The sequence below is a fragment of the Parapedobacter defluvii genome, from assembly GCF_014642075.1.
GTDB lineage: Bacteria > Bacteroidota > Bacteroidia > Sphingobacteriales > Sphingobacteriaceae > Parapedobacter > Parapedobacter defluvii.
Window position 1 is genome coordinate 21,704 of the sequence record NZ_BMIK01000014.1, and the last position, 20,435, is coordinate 42,138.

The following is a 20,435-nucleotide window of genomic DNA, read 5'->3' on the forward strand; positions in this document are numbered from 1 at the left end:
TTAACCATTACCAGCCAGGGTTTTGCACCAAATTTTTATTCTTCAGTATCACGCTCAATTTGATGGGCCACAAATAGTCTTTCTTTTCAAAAGTCAAGTTGTAAACATTCTTGATCTGATAGAATTCATCCGCGGTTTCTCCACTGATGTTCAACCCGCGGATCGGACGATTCATATACTCCTCTGCGAGCTTCCAGCGCCTCAGGTCCCAAAAACGTGCCCCCTCGAATGCAAGTTCATTCAATCGCTCGCGCCGGATGATTTCGCGCATGCCTTCTTTTGACAACGGCTTATCTGGATGGATCGAATGAGTACGCCAGCTTTCAATTACCCCGGGCAGTCCGCTTCGCCCTCTGATCACATCCACGTAATAATAAACTTCCGCTGTCGGTGCCGTAGCATATTCGTTGAGTGCCTCAGCGTACATCAAACCAAGATCGGCCAGCCGTATGATGGGGAATGCGTATCGGTAGGTAGCGAGGTTTCCACTTGACTCGGGAGCTGCAGTTAAATAATGTATCAGCTTTTTGCATAAGTAACCCGTGCTCGAATACCTGCCGGGGGGGGTCGGTCCGCCGCCGAGCGTTCCATTTTTCAGCTCGGTAACCCACAGGTTTTGGTCGTTTGTCGTCCTGCCGTTGCCGTACAACGTGCCGCCGTCAAAAATAATCGAACCATAAAAACGGGCTTCTCTGTCGAAATGCAATTGTATTGTTTCAAATCCTTCTTTTATGTAATACGCATCTTCCGGTCCTGCCTTCCGCAATTCCATCAGATTTCGGTTCTGCCATTCCTTGTCCTCTTCGATCGGCACACCGTTTTTGGTATAAAACTGTTCAACTACATTCAAGGTAGGTGCGTAACTCTTCCGGATTCCACCTCCTAGCTGCGCGAGGGTAAAGACTGGGTGGCAGGCTCTTTCCAGCGCATCGGGATCGGTGTTCGAATCGCCCCAAATGATTTCGCTGTTCCATCGGTCGGTAACCGCCCCCCTTACTTGCATCGCAGCAATGGTCTTTTCGTTCAGGTTGCCGGCAAATGGGGTCTTTGAAAAATCAAACAGATTGTGTCCAGCTTCAAACGCCAGTGTTATCACTTCTTCCAAGGCATCCGCGGCGCGTTTCCATTTCTCGGCATCGTAAGTCTGCGGAAAAAGTTGTATCCCCCGGTTGTCCACCATCGATGCATAATCGGTATTCCCATTGAAAAGCGGACTTGCAGCTAATGTCAGCAGTTGTGCTTTTACAGCTAACGCAACTACCTTCGTTGGCCGTCCCATTTCAAATGCCATATCTTCCACCTGTACGGGCAAGTTTACTGCTGCCTCGTCAAGCAATTCAGCGATGTAATCCACCACCTCGTCTACCGGTTGCCGATACCGCTGTACCCCCTCTCCCTTGGTACTTATTTCCAGATTTTCCTTGATCAGCGGAATAGGTCCATACATCCGGAAGAGCCAAAAATGATAATATGCCTTCAAAAATGTGACCTCAGCAATCCATTTCTCCCGCTCGTACTTTGAGAGATCAAACGGCTTATGGATGTTTTCAAGAAAAATGTTGCAATCACTCAATGCCGTAAACAGCGCTTTCCCTCCATTCAGACCATATTGGGTCTCGTCCTGCTTACTGGACCAATAATCTGCCAATGGATTGTTGGTACCCTGCCGCCCCTGCGAAAGGTACCACAGTACTGGACTCATTCCCTCCACCGGATCGATATACCACACCTCATCACCACCTAGCAAAGCCGGATTAGAAGCTGCATTGGCAAACTCCGGAAGGAAGGAAAACAATCCATACAGATACCCTTCCGCCTCGTTTCTGTTTTTGAATGCATGATCAACCGTAGGTACGTTATCGGGCACCACATCCAGGTAATTACATGATGACGCAAACCCACTGATTGCAAGAGTTACTATTGTTATTCTTATCAAGTTTTTCATAATCTTCCAATTAGAATGATATATTGACACCTAGATTGAATACCCGTTGCAGGGGATAGTTCAATCCGTTTCCGCCCATTTCAACATCCCACAACTTAAACCTACTAAACATCAATAAATTGGTTCCATTAATATAAAGACGTGCTTTAGACAATTTTAACCGTTCTGCCGCCTTTTGGGGCAAGGTATATCCCATTTCGGCGCTCTTAAACCGAAGAAACGGTCCTTCTTCCATAAACCATGTACTGCTTTGCATGTTGTTATTGATGATCGTATTCGATAACCGTGGCCATCGCGCATATGGATTTTGCGATTGCTCCGACCAATAACTATCCGCTATAAATTGGGTGAGACCCGTTTCCAGCACTTGTCCGCCGGATGAGGTTTGCTTGAAAGGGGACATGGCAGCGGGATCGATCCAGAACGACGAGTGTGCAGAACCTTGGAAAAAAAATGAAAAATCGATACTTTTATATCCGACCGATAGTCCAAAGCCATAATTTATTTCGGGTATTACCGGCCGGCCGATGGGAACCATATCAGCTTCGTTAATTACAAAATCCCCGTTTATATCTTTATACTTGATATCGCCGGCAAGATATTCACCGAAGTCCTGCCTTGGCGAATTAGCAACATCTGCTTCATCAATAAACAACCGCTCAGCAACATAGCCCCAGCGCTGTGAAACTGAATTCCCTACGCGCGAGAGCCACGGGAGGCCGATACTCGCATAATCGGCTTCTTCGTAGTACTTATACGTAGACCGGGCATAGGTAAAATTGGCCCTTCCCACAAACCAGAATCCGGGGAAGACCACATGGTTGTAATCCACCGATATGTCAGCGCCCTTTCCCAATGCTTCTCCCACATTTACCTGCGGGGTTGCCCACAACCCCATGGATGTGGGAATATCGGCCCGGTTTTGCAGGATGTTTGTGCGGTGCTCCCGGAATAAGTCAGCCAAGATTTCGACCTTTCCGTTAAACAAACCGACATCAATCCCAAGATTGGTTTTGTGGGCAATCTCCCAGCCGATCTGGGAATTTGGATAGTTACTGATGCGCACTCCGTTACGGCTGATTCCCGTCCCCGAACTCAGATCATAGCCCGTTGAAAACCCACCGCCACCGCCTATGGTGACCTGAGACAAATAGAAAAACCGTTCTGAGCCGATCTCGTCATTCCCAACCAAACCATAGGTACCGCGCAGCTTCAGCATGGAAATTACATCCTTCAGTCCGCCTTTCCAGAAAGGCTCGTTTGATACCGACCATCCCAGTCCGAAGGAAGGGAAAAAACCCCATCGGTGCCCTTTATCAAATTTCTCCGAGCCATTGTACCCAAAATTGAATTCAGCAAAATAGCGGCTGCCAAAACCATAAGTAAACCTTCCAGAAACTCCTAGGTTTCGCTTAGGTAGCGACTCCGATAACGATCCGGCATTGCCCGTCAGCGAATTCCTAGCAATGCCGACCAACATGCCGCTTGTGCTGTGTTTCTCAAACGTCCGGTTGTAAGCTAACGCCGCTTCCGCATAAAACGAGTTTACAACACTTTTATATCCAGGAATGTATTCAATATAGGAGTTACCCGATGAAGCATTCAGCTCCCTCAAGATATATTCATCTGAAAACCTATCGTAGTTGGCTACCTGATAATAAAAAGGGCTGTAAGCCCGGCGGACATCGAAACCGGAATTTCTGATCGTGTTTCCCAGAATCCGCGCATCCAGGCCCTTCGTCAGCCAACTTAAATCTTGCTTAATTTCAATCTGCGCCATCATAGCCGTTTTGCTCTCCTGACGGTACCCTTTTACCATTTCAGCATACGGATTCATATATGAATCGCCCTCATACCCTCCGAAAAGAATGTGTTCGGCACGTTCATACTTTTCATCAGCGGCAAAATACGCGGGAAATCGAACCGGGCTTACTTGAAGAATTTTCCGATACATATCATTCCCACCGGTAATCGGTCCAACGTAGTCGTCAAACGTTCCATGAACCCGTATAACCGCTTCCGTTGTGTTCGTGAAATTAATATTGATGTTAGACCTGAGGAGGTACTTCTTCAGGTCAATATTGTTATTAAAATTGTTGCGTTTGTCTACTTTCAGCACCCCGTTGTCTTGCGCAAAGGATCCCGCAATGTAATATCGCGCCACCCTGCCACCTCCGTTAATATTGACATTGACACGCTGATTGCTGGTCACAGGTTTTGTCAACATACTCATCCAGTCGACCGCCGGGTATACATACGGATTTCCACCGCTAATCGTGTTATCGATCTGCCTATTGGAATAGGGTATCGGTGCCAGCGGATTTCTGGTACTTGCAGCCTCATTGGCCAAACGCATATATGTAATCGGGTCGGCCATCTTCACAGTTTTTGTAGGCGAAGAAAACGAATTTTCCAGCCTCAGCGATATTTTCGGGCGTCCTTCCTTACCCTCTTTGGTGGTTACTAGCACGACTCCATTGGCTCCTCTAGCACCATATAGCGCAGTGGCGGTTGCGTCTTTTAATATGGAAAAACTTTGAATATCATCAGGGTGTAACCGGGATAGATCATCGGTTGATATTTCCACATTGTCCATAAGGATCAATGGATTCACCTTTCCGGTACCAAAAGAAGTCACTCCCCGTATAAAAAAATCGGCATTATCCTGTCCCGGTTCACCGCTGGTCTGATAAGCGATTAAACCTGCCAACCTACCCGCCAGTGCCGTCGTTAGGTTGCTGGATGGCACCTTCAGTTCAGAAGGATTAATCGAGGTAACCGAACTGACAACCTCACGCTTCTTTTGCTTACCGCTAAAGGCAACCACCACCACTTCGTCCAATCCGGACTGATCTTGTGCAAGGGCAATGTCTATCACTTCGCGGCCGTCCACAAAAATCTCCTGTTGTAAAAAACCTACCATCGTGAATACCAAAGTGGCGTTTTCAGGCACGCTCAATACGTACCTCCCGTTCTGATCGGTGCTGGTCATCGTCCGGGAATCTCCCTTCACCGAAACTGTTACCCCCACCAGGCCCATACCTGTTGAATCCGTTACCATCCCCCTAACATCGTGCTGTTCCACCGGGGGTATCATTGATTTAGCTTTTACCTTTTCTGCGCTGGCAAACATTGGTAGGGCTTTTACGATGACTACCGAATTCCGGGTCTGAAAAGAAAGTCCTTTTTCTGTCGGGAATACTTTCTCCAGTACGTCTATCAATTCCGCATTGATCACATGAAGGTCGACCCTCCTTATACGGTCCAGGTCCTTCTTTTTATACACGAAGGTATAGCCCGTTTCTTTTTCGATCGCATCGATTACTGTATAAATCTTGGCATTTTTGAGATTCAGTGTCAGTTTCTGTCCATAGCCTGTTAAGGCCATCGCAAACTGAAAACAACCGAATGCTATTAGTAAAGACGTAATGTTCATTAAGAACCTGCTTAATTTTCTGCAATGGGTTGGTTTTATAGGATGCCCTTTGCATATTTCAGTATTATGCATAACTTTATTGGGTTTATAACTTATCTTGATTATTTGGTTCACTAATCATTGATGATTGGCCGTATTTTAAGGTAACTTAAAACCAGTTGCCGGTAGTGTTCGGAGCACTATCGGCTTTTCGTTTTAAGCCCGTTCAATATTCGTTAGCTTATTTTTTCAAACAGACACCTCCTTTCTGCCGCTTAATTTCCATACGCACCTCACCGTACGTAAATGGTAGTTCCCTCAACCGAAATGGCTCTTCCGGAAATCTCTTCCAATATCGCAATCGCATCGGCCAAAGGGATCGACCTACTTATTCTACCGGAAAAAAGTTCATTTTTTCTCTTCGGAAATATCGATACGTTCAAACCGTACCAACGGGCAAACTGTTTCAATGCACGATCCAGGTCTGCGTCGTTAAAATAAAAATACCCATCTTTCCAAGCAATTGACTCCTGTACAGCTACTTTCCGTACGGAAAAACCTCTCCCCATGTGACTTGCCTGCTGCCCTGGGCGAAGGATGACGGACTGCTTATGATCGTCTGTCAGCCACACTTTTCCGGAAACCAACGTGGTTTTAACATCCCCTTCGTCTCTATATGCGTCAACATTGAATTCGGTGCCCAGCACCTCAATGTGCTGCCCGGTAACTTCTACCCGAAACGGCCAATTCCCTGAAGCATTATTATTCTTTGACACGTCGAAATAGGCTTCTCCTTCAAGAAAAACCACCCGTTCTGTATCGGAAAAATGAACCGGATACCGCAAGGTCGATTCGCTATTCAGCCAAACACGTGTCCCATCGGACAACGTAATCGAATAGGTTCCTCCTTTAGGAGTATGCAGCGCCAACAGACCCATTCCTACACCTTTAGTATCCTTTTTTCTGTCATTTTCAACGACCTTGCTACCGTCCAAATAAGTAATATCATCTGTCACTACAATACCCGCCTGCTGCTCGCTTAGGTCTATTTTCTTTCCGTTTATAAGTGTGAGTGTTGCCCGGTTTCCTCCGGGTCCGATTGTCGCTGTAACCGACTCCTGTGGTAGAGGACGGTTGGCAAAATAAACTATGGATCCTATCCCCAGTACCACGACAACCGATGCTGCCGCCAGATAACGCACAGTCATCCGTTTAAGCAAACGGCGACGTTTTAACTCATGGAGCATACGTTCGCGCAGCACCTTGATATCCACATCCGAGGGCTGGCCGACCTCAGTATCCCTAGTTTTGGCCTCGTACCAACGTAATAATAAGTATTCCTCTTCGGGTGCAAGTACACCTTTAAGGAACTTATCAATTAAATGATTTGCATATTCCCTGTCCATCAATAACCAAGACACCGGTCAAGGGCATTGGTTGTATCGGCAATCAAAAAAAACTCAGCCAATTAGGTAAATCAGGATGATAATTGTCATAAATAGCACAGAAATCCGCTTCCACAGCAAATGTAAAGCTTTGTTCATCTGTGTCTTAACCGTCAGTTTCGATATATTCATCCGTTCAGCGACTTCAGCATACGACAGTTCCTCATCACGGCGAAGTAAAAACACCTGCCGCATACGAGGTGGAAGCGTGGTAATTGCTAAGTTGATCTCTTCTTCCAGTTGCTTCAGACGCACAAGAAAATCAGCGGGGATCTCTTGCGTCTGCAAAAAAGCGGCAAACTCCTCCAGGCGCTTTTCCTGCCTGTTCGAACGCCTGATCTCATTCAATACGCCATTCCTGATTGCGGCGTACAAATAATATCTTACAGAAGTAACCTGCAATTCGCTGCGCATGTCCCAAAATGCGGCAAACACGTCCTGAACAATGTCGTATGCCGCATCCCGATCGGCCAACATGTGGTACGCGTGCCGATACAATGGTTCAAAATAGCGGTTAAAAAGCAAGGTATATGCTTCGGCATCTCCTTCCTTTAACCTGCCCAAAAGTTCATTATCGTCACTATCAGGTTTTTTCACATCTCTGCTCAAGTGTATCAAAACAGCCACGGAAGACAAACACAACAACCCAATTTTGAATCATGAAAATCTTACGTAACATACTAGGTTTACAACATTGGCAAATATGAATTTTTTTTTTGAATACGCATCCTGTACTTTCCTATATGGAATTTACAACAGCCCCTGCTCCGCGCCGAATCGGTAACTAAGCCCGATCTCATGGGTGCTATTATTAATCGAGCGATTCAGCGGCTCGTTGCGCGTACCGAACTGGTAGCTGTATCCCAAACTAAACTGCTGAATGTTGATCTGCGCCATACCTGCCAAGCTTCCGTAACTCCGTACATTCAGCCCCACGCCAAACACCCGCTTCACGAAAAACATCGCCGTGGCTTCTGCCTGCGGGCGCAGGCTCTCCGAATAGGTAACCAACACCGATGGACGGAACTGGAAATCCGTCCCCATATTGAACAGCGCTCCCCCCATCAGGTGATAGATATTTCGGAAATTATAGCGGTTATCGTCTCCTACCCCCAGGTTACCCAGCATCAGCCGTGGCAGCGACAACCCCACGTAATACCGCCCGGGGCGGTACAGCGTCACCCCAAAGCCCACCAGTGCATCCGTCTCCCGCACATCCTGCCGGAATGCGGGGTCCTGCGGGTCAAGCTGCGAAAAGCGACCATCCATATAGCTGAAGCCCGCATTCAGTGACAACCCCAGGTACTCGGTTTCTGATATCCGTACCCCTTTTGCAAAAAAAGCACTTGCCTCGGTCAACTTTTCCACGGCCAGGCTTTCGTGGCGGATATTCACACCCGCTGTCGCCCTGAATCGCTCAAACCCCACGTGCCCGCTACCCCAAAGCACAGACGGCGCACCATCCAACCCTACCCACTGCCTGCGACCGATCACCGCGATTTCCCCCCGTTGCGCCATCAGCGAGGCCGCAGGGTTCACATTCGTCCGAATCTGCCCGTGTTGGGTATGAGTAAGCGGTTGTTGCGCATAGGCAGCTAATGCAACTATCGCTGTTAATGCCGTTATTAATAAGGTCTTTTTCATGGTTATCGCCTTTTATCAAGCTTGATTCTTTCTTTTTCCCACACACCGGTCACCGACCACTGACCACCGACCACCGCTAATACCTCAACACAAACCATCCCTTCTTATTTTTCCAAATTCCATCGACTTTCACTTCCACTATGTAGAAATAGGTGCCCGCCTGCAGAAGCAATTGACCCGTGCTGATACCGCGGAACGCTACCCGGTTGTTATCGTATCCGCCGGCTTCCCACAAAAGGGTACCATTGCGGTTAAAGATCGTCATGCGGTTTTCCGGGTAGTCACCGATCGCCTCCACCATCAGAAACTCGTTGATGCCATCACCATTTGGCGAAACGACCGGATGCACGCGGATCGGCAGGTCAGCAGATGGATCCACCACACGGATGGTCCGGATGACTGGGTCGGCTGCCTCGTGGTTGGCATCACCCGGTTGGGTAGCGGTAATGGTTACTGTGCCCAAACGTTGGATGTTCAATGTTTCGCCCTCCAATGTAGCGACCTGTTCATCGTCTATCGCCAAGTTAACCGGCAATCCACTGGTTGAAGACGCTGTCAGGTAAATACTGCCCCCATCCCGGTCTACTTCCTCCGGTGCATCCAAACGGATGGTTTGGGTGGCTTTCCGTACCGTCAGCCGCCTGCTCGCCGTGGGCTTACTGGTATAATTTCCGTTTTCAGGTACGGTGGCGGTAAGGATGGTTTCCCCTGCGCCCACGATGCGGATGCGCCCCTCCACGATAGCTGCCACCGTTGCATCACCCGTGGTGTAAATGATCCTTTCTTCACTGCTGGCCATTGCCCTTCCATCAAAATCATCGTCTCCATAGACCTTCTCCGCCAATTCCGGGAAAATAATCGTGCGCTCCGCAGGCGCGATGGTGAGCGTAGCCGTCAGTACCAAGGTTTCGTAACCTTCCCCCTCGATGGTGGCCGTCACCTGCTGACTGCCCGCGTTGATGCGCCCATTGTTTTCATAGCGCACCGAAGCGCCTTCGGGCAATTCGCCGGTAACGGACAACGTATGTTCCAAGCCGTCATACACGAACCTACGGCCAGTGAACACCATGCCAGTGATCTCCGTTGGCAACGGCTGCGTGATTGTAAGATCAGCCCCGATAAAAGTGATCCCGTAATTACTTCCTGCCGATAAAGTTCCCTGCATAATGGCATATGTCCCCGCTTCTTCACCAGACTCACGTGTCAAGGTACCCGTAAAGGAATCTCCCCCGATGAGTGCCGGGGTAAAGGTATACGTCAGCACGGGATCATCCATACCGACCGCCTTCGACTGACCTTCCGCCGTCACCCTCATAGGTAACGGCAGCACCGTCAGTGTAGCAGTCAGCACCGTGTCTTCGTAATTGGTTCCCCCATTTATTACCGCCGTCACCTGCTGACTGCCGGCATCCATACGTCCATTGTTTTCATAGCGCACCGAACCCCCCACGGGTAATTTGCCCGTGAGAGTAAGTCTGTGCTTGGTGCCATCATAGGTAAATGTTTCGCTCGTAAAATCAATACCGTTATATGCTGCTGGAATAATCGCCATTGTACCGTTTTCGAAGACAATCCGGTAGTTGTCGCCCACGGATAAATCGCCCCGGGTGATGGCGTAGCTACCGACGTCCTCACCCGGTTCCCGGGCAAGTTCCCCTGTAAAGACATCCTCACCGATCAGTTCAGGCGAAACTGTGTACGTCAGCTCCGGATCATCCGCGCCAAATACTTTTGATTGATCCGCTGCCCGAACCGTGATTTCAAGCGGTGTGATGGTCAGTGTAGCAGACAGTAGCCCGTCACCGTAGTTGTCCCCACCATCAATTTGTGCGGCTACCTTATATATACCCGCATCGATAGCTCCGTTACCCGCTTCGCCATCTATCTCATATATCACCGTCACTCCTTCCGGCAATTCCCCGGTCAGTTCCAACACGTGTTCCATGCCGTCGTAGGTTACCGTCAGATCGTTCAGTTCAACGTTACCATAACCCGCGGGCATAATAGTCAACGTACCCGCCTTGAAGACGATTTCATAATTATCGTTCAACGAAAGGTTGCCTTGGGTAATCGGGTAAGTGCCTACCTCCTCCCCTTGGTCACGGTTAAGCCTGCCGGTAAATTTATCGCTTCCGATAAGCTCCGGCGTGTAGGTATAAGTCAATCCCGGGTCATCCGAACCGAATACCTTCGACTGATCTTCCGCCCTAATGGAGATTTCGAGCGGTATGATGGTCAGGATAGCTGTCAACTCCACATCTTCGTAATTCGCCCCACCATTGATATGGGCCGTCACTTCATACGTACCCGCATACGTAGCACCATTGCCCGGCTCACCGACGATATCATAGCTCAACACCACTCCTTCCGGCAGTTCTCCGGTCAATTCAAGCGCATGTTCCGTGCCGTCGTAGACGAAGGATGCGTCTTTAAATTCAATGCCCTCGTAGCCTGCAGGCGTAATCGTCAGTGCACCTTCCTCGAAGACGATTTCGTAGTTATCTCCCAATGATAGGTCGCCCCGAGCAATGGCATACGTGCCCACACCTTCACCTTCCTCACGGTCAAGGTCGCCGCTAAATTCGTCATGACCCACCAGTCCCGGTGTGAATGTATAGGTCAGTTCCGGATCATCTGTACCGAACGTTTTCGCCTGGTTTTCTGCTGTAACGGTGATTTGCAGGGGTGTGATTCGAAACACATTATTATCCGTCTCAAAGGTAATAGAATAGTTAAGGACCTGTTCACCGGCAAATTCCAGATTAATGTCATAGCTACCCACATTTTCACCTGCTTCGCGCGATGCTGCCGAAACGATATCCGCAAGTTCGTCATCGAATGCAAGTGCATCACCATCAACTAGTGCAAAACCGTAAAACGTTGGGTCATCTGCTCCATAGATCTTACCTTGGTTAGTGGTCGGAATGATGGTAATGGTCCTTGGTGCCACCCTGACGGCGACCTTAACAGATGCCGCCTCATAATTATCTGTTTCTTCCTGTGCGATGGTCAGTGTCGCCATTCCAGCTTGTTGTGCAGCAACGGCGGCGAGGTCGGCTAGGTCGAGTACCGGCGGGTCTTCATCGCCAAAAGCATAAATGATTACACCAGCTGGATCGGTTGTACCGAACACCAGTTTCCCGATGTCTCCATAAGTCAATGAAAGCCCTTCATCCATATCGATATCTTCGCCATCCCATGACACAGCCAATGCCGGTATCCCTTTCGTTACGATGATGGTCACTTCCGCCCGCAGTCCATCCGGGTTCGTAAAATACGGTTCATCACCCGCTTCGGGCAGCACCAGCGGTACAGCAAACACGTAGGTACCCGCTACATTGCCGTTATAGCTCCCACCGGCAGGGCTTACAAGCGTCCAATTGTCTAGGTTACCATCCAATGGAACGGTTACATCTGTATTATCGCTTAAGGTAGCAGTCACCATTGCCGGCAAGCCCCCTATCGCATTGAATGCAGTGCCGTAGGCAGTCTCCACGGCATCCAATGCCGCAAGCTGTGTAACTTCAGGTATCGGTTCGCCGGGGTATTCATACGCCCCCATATCAATCACCCCACCCCCCGTTAGGTTATACACCCGTGGATTGCCCGCTAAGTCGATATCTGTTGCGAGATCCCCGCCCGCATCGGTATAAGCCGTATTGCTTCCCCCGTTGATGGCTGGGCTGCTGGCGCTTAATTGTAGGTAGCCCACCTCTCCGGGTGTGGTGCTCACGAATACCGGATCGGCATCGATGTTATTGCCTCCGTCCAGAATGCCCATTGCAGGATTCCAGTTCGCGCTTCCACCCGTATGAGCGACCAAGCTATTGGCGACGGTTACATCGCCGCCCAATGTGGAGACGGATATGGATGCGGATGGATCAGTCGGGTCACCTTCTACTTCATTCTCCCAGATCACCACATTGTTCAGCAGGGTCGAGGTCTGTTCCACATATATTGCACCGCCATCGAACTCGGGAATAAAAACGCCGACAATCCAGTTTCCGTAGAATGTGGCATTGGTTACGGACAACGACGTGCCATTACCACTGCTATGTATCCCACCACCCGGACCGGAAGACGTTCCGTCTTCAACCAATCCGGCTCCATTGTTTGCGAATATGGCCTGCTTAATGTCAACAGACCCCCCAAAATTACGTATACCGCCACCACCGCCGGGCGCCATGTTCCGATAGAACGTCACATTGGATAATTTCGGTGAACTGATTTCTGTTAAGAGGGAAACCGTGTTGAACAACCCGCCTCCCCAATCGCCCAAATTATTAAACCATGCCATGTGGGTAAATTGTGGCGACGAGGAGATGACATACGTCCCACCACCAAAAAACCGATAAATTGTCCGTCCCATTACGGACGGGCCCGACGTATTGCCGCGAGCATAGCCACCGGTTACCGTAAATCCGTCCATGAAGGCACTGCCTACATTTCCTGATGCAATGGTCACGTGATGGGCATTCTCGGTATGGTTATCATAATTATCCGTACGGTCGTCGCCGTTGAAATCGCCGCTTAGGATACTGCCTTGTTCCGGACGATTCATATCCGGCAGGATACGCGCATCTTCCAATGTCTCAATTCCGGCAAGTGGGTCAAACCCACCATAAAGCTGCACATTAGGCACCAGCACAAAGCTATTATCCCGCCCGCCGTCGGTGGTATACTGACCGTCGGCGGCATGGTATAACGGCAGGTAGGTGCCCTTGGCTACGAAGATACGTAGCGGGTCCATTTCTGTCCAACTGGGACTCCCTCCATCGTGTTGCTCCCGCGCCCATTTGAGCGCATCGGCCAGTTCGGGAATGGCGTTTTCCCAACTATCGCCTGAGCCGTTACCACCCGAAACGTTTTGATCAACATACAGGATATTGTCTGGACCCGGAGTGACGGGCGTACTCGGCAACGTAACGCTACACGTCCCAACCCCATCATTTCCCTGAAAGTCCCAGTTCAGATTATCGGTCAGAAAATCACGATAGGGCGCAACATCCGGACTGTAGGGAATTTCATTGAGGCCAAAAATCACATCTTCGTTTGTATTCGGATGAGTTGCCCATCCGTAAAGCGTATAACTATAGTTTTCGCAGCTCATACCGCTCCGGAAAAAAGCGGCAACAGCCCCCAACAGGCTTTCCAATTTCCAGGCGCCCAACGATTGATTAAAACTGGACGCGTCACGAAACATGTAACTGAAGTGTTCCAACTTACGCACATCCCAGCTGTCCAACGGTTGGTTGAAGCTGGTTGCACCGTCAAACATAAATGTCATGTCGGTCACATTGCTTACATCCCACCTATCCAAGGATTGATTGAAGTTGGTTGCCTGTTCAAACAAGTTCCCCATGTTGGTTACGTTGCTTACATCCCAGTCATTGAAGTTGGGTATTTCGTCAATTCCACTGTAGCTGAACGCAAAGCTTAAGTCCGTTACACCCGTCAGGTCAGGGATATCCGTCGCTGTAACCGTAAGGTTAGCGCAGCCCCCGAACGCAAATTCACTCCAATGTATCGCCCCCCAATTCTTTATTTCCAACAGCTTAAGCTTGTCGCCGGCAACAAATGCACCGAAAAAGATATCGTTAAAAGGGGTGCTTCCTGTCGGTGCAATCCGTACCTCATAGGTACCCGCCCGCGGAAACGTGATGGTCGTCCCATCGTTGCCGTTTCCCGACCCCGTTGATGCGGGGTTGTTGGTATCCACCCAGGTATAGGTAAATTCCCCTGTGGTCGGTATCGTAATTTGGTCGTCTCCGCTCGTACCATCATTATCGGTCTTCCAGATGGTGATGAAATAATTGGGGTCGGCGGGTCCGATGCCACCACCGTCACAATCGTCCGCTTCTCCCGCGTCGTTAATCGTCCAGCTAAAATCATCGATCAACTGTTGCCGGGCGTCGGCACCAGCGCAATACGTGAGGCTTTCCGCACCCAGGTTCATATCTACCGGTATATTTTCCTGTGCTGCCCACCCGATGAGCGTCGCGTCGTAATTGGCGGCAGATAACCCGGAATAATGAAGCATCTGGTACAGCGTACTTGCTTTAGCTATGTCCCAACTGCCCAGACTCTGATCAAACGCTTCCGCTTCACGGAACATGGCGCCCAAGTCACATCCACCCAGCAGTGCCACCCCCGGTTGCCAGCCAACAAGCGAACCATTGAAGACCTTGGCCTCCTCAAACATGCCGTACATATTGGTTGCCTTGGATACGTCCCAACTGCTCAGGTCCTGATTGAATACCTCTGTCTCACGGAACATGCCGCCCAAATCACAGCCGTTCGCCAATGCCGCCCCCGGTTCCCAGCCAGCAAGCGAACCGTTGAATGCCCTGGATCTGGCAAACACCTCATACATACTATTCACCTTGGACACGTCCCAGCTGCTCAGGTCCTGATTGAATACCTCTGTCTCACGGAACATGCCGCCCAAATCACAGCCGTTCGTTAATGCCGCCCCCGGTTCCCAGCCAGCAAGCGAACCGTTGAATGCCTTAGCACCGGCAAACATTTCGTACGCACTGCTTACCCCTGATACATCCCAGCTGCTCAAGTCTTGATTGAAGGACTCCGTATTACGGAACATGGAATTTAAATTACTCACTTGGCTTAAATTGGGCGCTTCGGTGGTAGTTACCTGAAGATTCCTGGCTCCGTAAAAAGCATAGGCCATACTTTCCCAAACAATATCTCCCCATTGGTCTACGGTCAGGATTTTATCTTTATCGCCTTCGTTATTGAAGTAGATTCGCGGAAAGTCACCGGTTATCGTTACCCGATAAATACCGGGAGACGGGAAAGTAATCGTTAAGTCTCCGTTAATACCCGTTTCGGTCCCATTGACATTGATATCATCCACTTTCTCCCAGTAAACATCATAATTGTACCCGCTTCCCGATGTCGGAATATTGATTTCATCATTACCCGAGATGCCTGCGTTGGTGGTTTGCCAAGTGGTGATGAATGCCCCATCGGTCCCCCCACCGCTACAATCCGCTGCTACTCCGTCGTCGTTAATCGTCCATCCTTTGCTTATCAGCTGCTGCCGCGCAGTTTCGGCCGGCGTCCCCGGACAATATTCTTGGCCGGTGGCATTCAATACAATGCCGGATTGCACATTTTGTGGTGCCCAGCCGACGAGCGTAGCACCGTAATTGGCAGAAGAAAGACCAGTCGCGAGCAGCATGTCGTCCATATCCGTCACATTGGAAATGTCCCAACTGCCCAACGATTGGTCAAAATCAAGGGCAATGAAAAACATACTGTTCATCGTGGTTACACGGGATACATTCCAACCGCTCAAGTCCTGATTAAAGACCGGTGCTTGATAGAACATATAAGACATATCCTCCACGTTGCCTACGTTCCAGGCGCCGATGTCTTGATTAAAGACACTTGCACCCCAAAACATCCAAGACATGTCCGTTACATTACCGACATTCCATCCGCTGATATTACCGTTGAATGAGGATGCTCCATTGAACATACCGCTCATATCGGTTATGCCCGAAACGTTCCAACCACTCAGGTCGCCGTTAACGAGTTCGGCACGATCAAACATCCGCGCCAGCGTTGATACATCACTTAAGTCTGGCACATCGGTTGCATTCAGCACCATATACCGAGCTCCCGAAAAAGCACCGTACATGGATTGCCAAGCGATATCGCCCCACTGTTCGATGCTCATCAGTTTATCGCTCACTTCGTTTCCGAACCTTTGAAGCCGTATGGCCGGAAAGCTTTCACTAATGGATACGGTATAGGTGCCCGCAGTGGCATACGTATGCGTAGCATCGCCTGTCTGACCAGTAGACGTATTGCTATCCCCCCAATCCACGACGTAATTATAGCCGCTTACATCGTCGTTCACCGGAATGGTGATGCTTTCATTGGGAGCGTCTGTTTTCCAGGTAGTGACGAATGGCCGTTGTGCCAGTGCCGTTAAGCCAATCAGTATAAAAGCGAATGTTCCCCATAACCGTGCAAAGCACATTGGTAGAAACGGTAGAAGTCTTTTCATAGCCCTACAAAGTGAACACTTTTTCAATGGCGACGGTATCCCTCTTTAGGGGGAGATACCGGAAAGTATTCCACGAACGGCATCATAATTGCCCAACCTATTCTATAGTAACGAGGCTACTGGTTATGAAAAAGTTGTTTTTCGCCGCATTGTTGTACGCGGCGCCTTGCTTCTGGATGGTTCCCTGCACGAAAGATGAGAAAATGGAAGTATTTCCGACGGACGAGGACGTGGCCTATACCCGCTTTACCTACAGCGGTGGGCATGGCATTCCGGGCGAGCATCTCGAAGAAGCCATTGCATACATCAAAGATTTCCTGCAATAGGAAGTGGCTATTTATATTTCCGGCTGATCAACGCATGGCGGCTGTTCACTTCCAGCTTTTCATAGATATGCTTGATGTGGTATTTGACGGTTTCAAGGGAAATACCCAGGCGAATGGCCACTTCTTTGTTGGTAAGCCCCTCCTCAATAGCGGCGACGATCTGTGCTTCCCGGGGTGTCAGTTTTTCCCCGAGATCCTCCGCATTTTTGGGATTGAAATACTCCACAACCATCCGGGCAATGCCCGGTGACATGGGCGCACCACCGTCATATAAAGACAGTACCGCCTCTTTGATCTTGGGCAAAGGTGTCTGCTTTAATAGGTATCCCGAAGCACCGTTACAGAGTGCCTGGAATACCCGGTTGGCGTCATCATACACCGTTAGCATGATCACCTGGCATTTCGGGGCGTGCTTTTTGATCCGCGAGACTCCCCGGATACCGGATTCCCCGGGTAAACCGATGTCGGAAAGTACAATGTCCAGGTATAGATCATCTTGCCATTGCTCAAAAAAAGACTCCACGGAATGGGCGGCAAGCAGGCAGGAAAAGCCACCCTGCTCATTGAAAAAAGCGGATAGCATGTTTCTGATCTGGTCGTCGTCTTCGATGATTCCTAAGCGTATCATTGCGTAAAAATACAACTTCGGGGCAACGGACTATATCCCTCTTTTGGGTGGCAGGTCCAATGTGAGCCGAAATTCTCCTTCGCCATCCGCTACGGAGAGTACACCACCGATTTTTGTAGCCCGTTGCCGCATGTTCTGCAGGCCCCGCCCCCCTTGCTGGGCTGCCACCGCATTATTTTTTGCTGTATAGCGGTTGGTGATTACCAGCCGGATGGCCTTATCGACGGCGAAAGCAATGGTTATTTCCGAACCATCGCTGTATTTAATGGCATTTGTCAAAGCTTCCTTAAAGATCAAGAATAAATTCTGCCTGACGGTTTGAGAAACCTTGCCTGATTCCACATCCCCCTGTTCCTCAAACCGATAACTGAAATCCAGTTCTTCCCGGAGCCGATAGACATAATCTTTCATGCGGATGACCAGCTCCTTCATCGCGTCAAACCGCGAATCGATCGACCACACCATGTCGCTCATCGTCAGCAGCGCCTGTTTGCTGGTATCGGCAATCAGCTCAAGTTGCTTGCCTTGCTTTTCGTCTGCTCGCTGCTCGGCCGACAGGGTATTGGCCTGGAAAAAAATACGGGTCAGCGAACTGCCAACTTCGTCATGAAGGTCGGCAGCAATCCGGTTCCTGATGGCTTGCTCACGCCTTACTTTCTGAATACGGCCTCGGTACCAAATCACCACGAGCAACAATACCAACACCATGGCCAGTCCCCGGAACCACCATGTCTGGTAGTAATGTGGGCGCTTGATTACGTTAATTGCCTTTTGTTTGCTGTCGATTCCCGTACTCCGGGTTTCCAATTGGATGTGATAATCACCCGGGGAAGGCTCGATAAGTGAAATGAACTGCCCCAGCTCCAGCGGTTCCCAATTGCCCGCGTTGAGCATGTACCGGATCTCGCTATCGGCACGGTAATTTCCGGGTGTACCGACGTAAAGGCCCGTCAAGCTTTGCTCCGGTTGCAATACCAATGTCTGATCACCATGGTAGGGCCAGGTATAGTCCGCCGATTGGGCTCCCGATTTTCCGCCGGAGGTATGTATTTCCGTCACATAGCTTTCCAAACGGTTGCTATTTGTAAACCAAGGCTGACTCATATCCAGCACGGTATATCCCATCAATCCTCCGACATATACCCGTTTCCTCGGTTCGTCCCAAAAGGATGCACCGGAATTGAATTCCGATTGGCTTAATCCCTCAGCCGTACCGATCCGCCGCACCCGTTGCCCGCTGATCAGGTTCAGCCCATCGGCGGTACCGACCACGAAGGCACCATCAGCATACTCCAAACTGTACACCAGGTTGTTGCTAAGGCCTTCTCCCGTCGTGAAAGTTTGCAGAACATGTCCCTTTGCGTCAATCGCTACGAGCCCTTTTCCCTGTGTAGCCACCCAAAGGGTATCACCTACCGCCAGCGATTTATAAACTCCCAAATTTCCCGACAGGGGATAACGCTTAATGACCTGCCTCTGCAGTACCTCAAAAAGTCCAACATTTGTGCTCAGCAACATGCTCCCCTGCGGCGTCAGCTGAATATACCGGATTTGGAGATCCAATCCATGGGGTTCACCGGAAACGTCAGCAAACCGCCTCAGGCTGTACGTTTTCTTATCCAGCAGCCAAAGGCCACCCGAGCTGCCGATCAGGTAATCCGAATCGGTCTCAGCCAGGCTCATTACATTGACAGGAAGATTAAAAGCATGCTTTGCTGCGGTCTCCGGGGTAAGCGTATAGTGGATATCAGTAACCCGGTGGCGCTTCCGATCAAAGATTTTCAGGAACCCGCCTTCCGTGCCAACAAACAATTCATGGTCATTGATGGGATACAACACATAGGCATGGCGCAGTTGCTCGAACGGCCAAACCGTTCCGTCGGATTCGACAAAGCCGGCACCCTGATAGGTGCTGTAAAAAAAAGCACCATCTGGATAGACATAGATGCCGCGTGTGCTTTTGTTGGTGCTTGCATTCGGCGGGATAAACTGCGACAACCCTTTCGTTTTCGGATAGATCACAAAAATCCCCTCTTCTGTACCCAACACCGCCTCATCTCCTATGATGCAGACGTGTTTAGGGCCAAACCGGTTTTTCAAAGGCATCGCAATCTGCTGTGTGATTCCGAAGTCGGCATCCAGCAGGCAGGCCGACTTCGTATCGGCGTAAACATGCATCTGCTTCCCTTCGCCCAGCACGTAATATTCATTTTCCGCCAAGGTAAAACCTTCAGGAACAAACGCTTCCCATTCGCCTTGGCTTCGCAATTGGTACAACTGGTCCGGGGAGGCGTTCACGATCAGCCCGTCATCACCGGCAATGAGGTTCGGGATATGTTGATGGATGCCGGGCAACTGATGGTATTCGGTCCGGCACCCGCGATACGGATCAATGGACAGCACTGTTCCGACCGTTGTGCCCACCCAGTATTTCCCGTTCCATAGCGTCACACAGAGTGGCGATACTTTATTATTGGCTGCCACACTTTCGTGATAAAGCCCATCGATGGGTACGAACCGATTATCATGGATCAGCAACAGGTGCCCGTTCTCATAAGCCACCATCACGGTTGAGTCGGCCAGTTGCTTAATCCAGCTTACCATCCGGTTGTGTACCGGCGGGAGCAGGCTGGAATCCACCGCATGTACCATCCACGTTTTGAGGTCAAGATAACTCAGGTTGGCATTACCGGCCATCCATAATCGATGCTGTCGATCAATGAGGATACGTTGGGGCATATCGTCGGTGAGTTGCTGACCAGCGATGGTTTTCAGGATATCCAAAGAGCGATAACCGTCATACCGATAGATTTCACCGTTGGTTAAAAACCAGATGAACCCGAGGCTATCGGTAGTTACATCCTTGATCAATACCTCATCGCGGTCCGGAAACAGTTTTAGCTTCGCTATCGTGTAATCCTGCGAAAATGCTGCCTGCCCGGCACACAGCGACCCAATGAGACCAAGGTGAAAAAACCATTTCTTCGACAAATAAGA

The 20,435-nt window shown here is 49.8% G+C and carries 9 protein-coding genes; 1 reads left to right on the forward strand and 8 read right to left on the reverse strand.

The genetic code is table 11. From position 1 onward, the window contains the following. Positions 1-7 precede the first annotated feature (7 nt). The 6 genes from IEX60_RS17395 to IEX60_RS17420 form a co-directional block, all read right to left on the reverse strand. On the reverse strand, positions 8-1,945 hold the full coding sequence (locus tag IEX60_RS17395) for a RagB/SusD family nutrient uptake outer membrane protein (protein ID WP_188752684.1): 1,938 nt from the start codon (positions 1,943-1,945) through the stop codon (positions 8-10). Between the two features lie 10 nt (positions 1,946-1,955). Further along, positions 1,956-5,381 carry a SusC/RagA family TonB-linked outer membrane protein gene (locus IEX60_RS17400; protein ID WP_229717623.1) on the reverse strand — a complete coding sequence of 1,142 codons (3,426 nt, stop codon included), beginning with the start codon at positions 5,379-5,381 and terminating at the stop codon, positions 1,956-1,958. Between the two features lie 272 nt (positions 5,382-5,653). Next, entirely contained in the window at positions 5,654-6,781 is a 1,128-nt protein-coding gene (locus IEX60_RS17405; RefSeq protein ID WP_188752685.1) for a FecR family protein, read from the reverse strand. A gap of 39 nt (positions 6,782-6,820) precedes the next feature. Continuing rightward, positions 6,821-7,402 (reverse strand): RNA polymerase sigma factor, encoded by a 582-nt coding sequence (locus IEX60_RS17410; protein ID WP_188752686.1) that lies wholly within the window; start codon positions 7,400-7,402, stop codon positions 6,821-6,823. Between the two features lie 153 nt (positions 7,403-7,555). Next, positions 7,556-8,449: a PorP/SprF family type IX secretion system membrane protein gene (locus IEX60_RS17415; RefSeq protein WP_188752687.1), complete on the reverse strand. Its 894-nt coding sequence runs from the start codon at positions 8,447-8,449 to the stop codon at positions 7,556-7,558. A gap of 76 nt (positions 8,450-8,525) precedes the next feature. After that, on the reverse strand, positions 8,526-16,484 hold the full coding sequence (locus IEX60_RS17420) for a BspA family leucine-rich repeat surface protein (protein WP_188752688.1): 7,959 nt from the start codon (positions 16,482-16,484) through the stop codon (positions 8,526-8,528). Positions 16,485-16,609: 125 nt separating this feature from the next. Here IEX60_RS17420 and IEX60_RS17425 point away from each other — a divergent pair, with 125 nt between their 5' ends. Then, entirely contained in the window at positions 16,610-16,810 is a 201-nt protein-coding gene (locus IEX60_RS17425; RefSeq protein WP_188752689.1) for a hypothetical protein, read from the forward strand. Positions 16,811-16,817: 7 nt separating this feature from the next. Here the strand turns inward: IEX60_RS17425 and IEX60_RS17430 are convergent, their stop codons facing one another. Both IEX60_RS17430 and IEX60_RS17435 read right to left on the reverse strand, forming a co-directional pair. Next, on the reverse strand, positions 16,818-17,438 hold the full coding sequence (locus tag IEX60_RS17430) for a response regulator transcription factor (protein ID WP_188752690.1): 621 nt from the start codon (positions 17,436-17,438) through the stop codon (positions 16,818-16,820). A gap of 30 nt (positions 17,439-17,468) precedes the next feature. Beyond that, the gene (locus IEX60_RS17435; RefSeq protein ID WP_188752691.1) at positions 17,469-20,429 is read right to left on the reverse strand and encodes a sensor histidine kinase; all 2,961 of its coding nucleotides are present in this window, start codon (positions 20,427-20,429) and stop codon (positions 17,469-17,471) included. Positions 20,430-20,435: the final 6 nt, after the last annotated feature.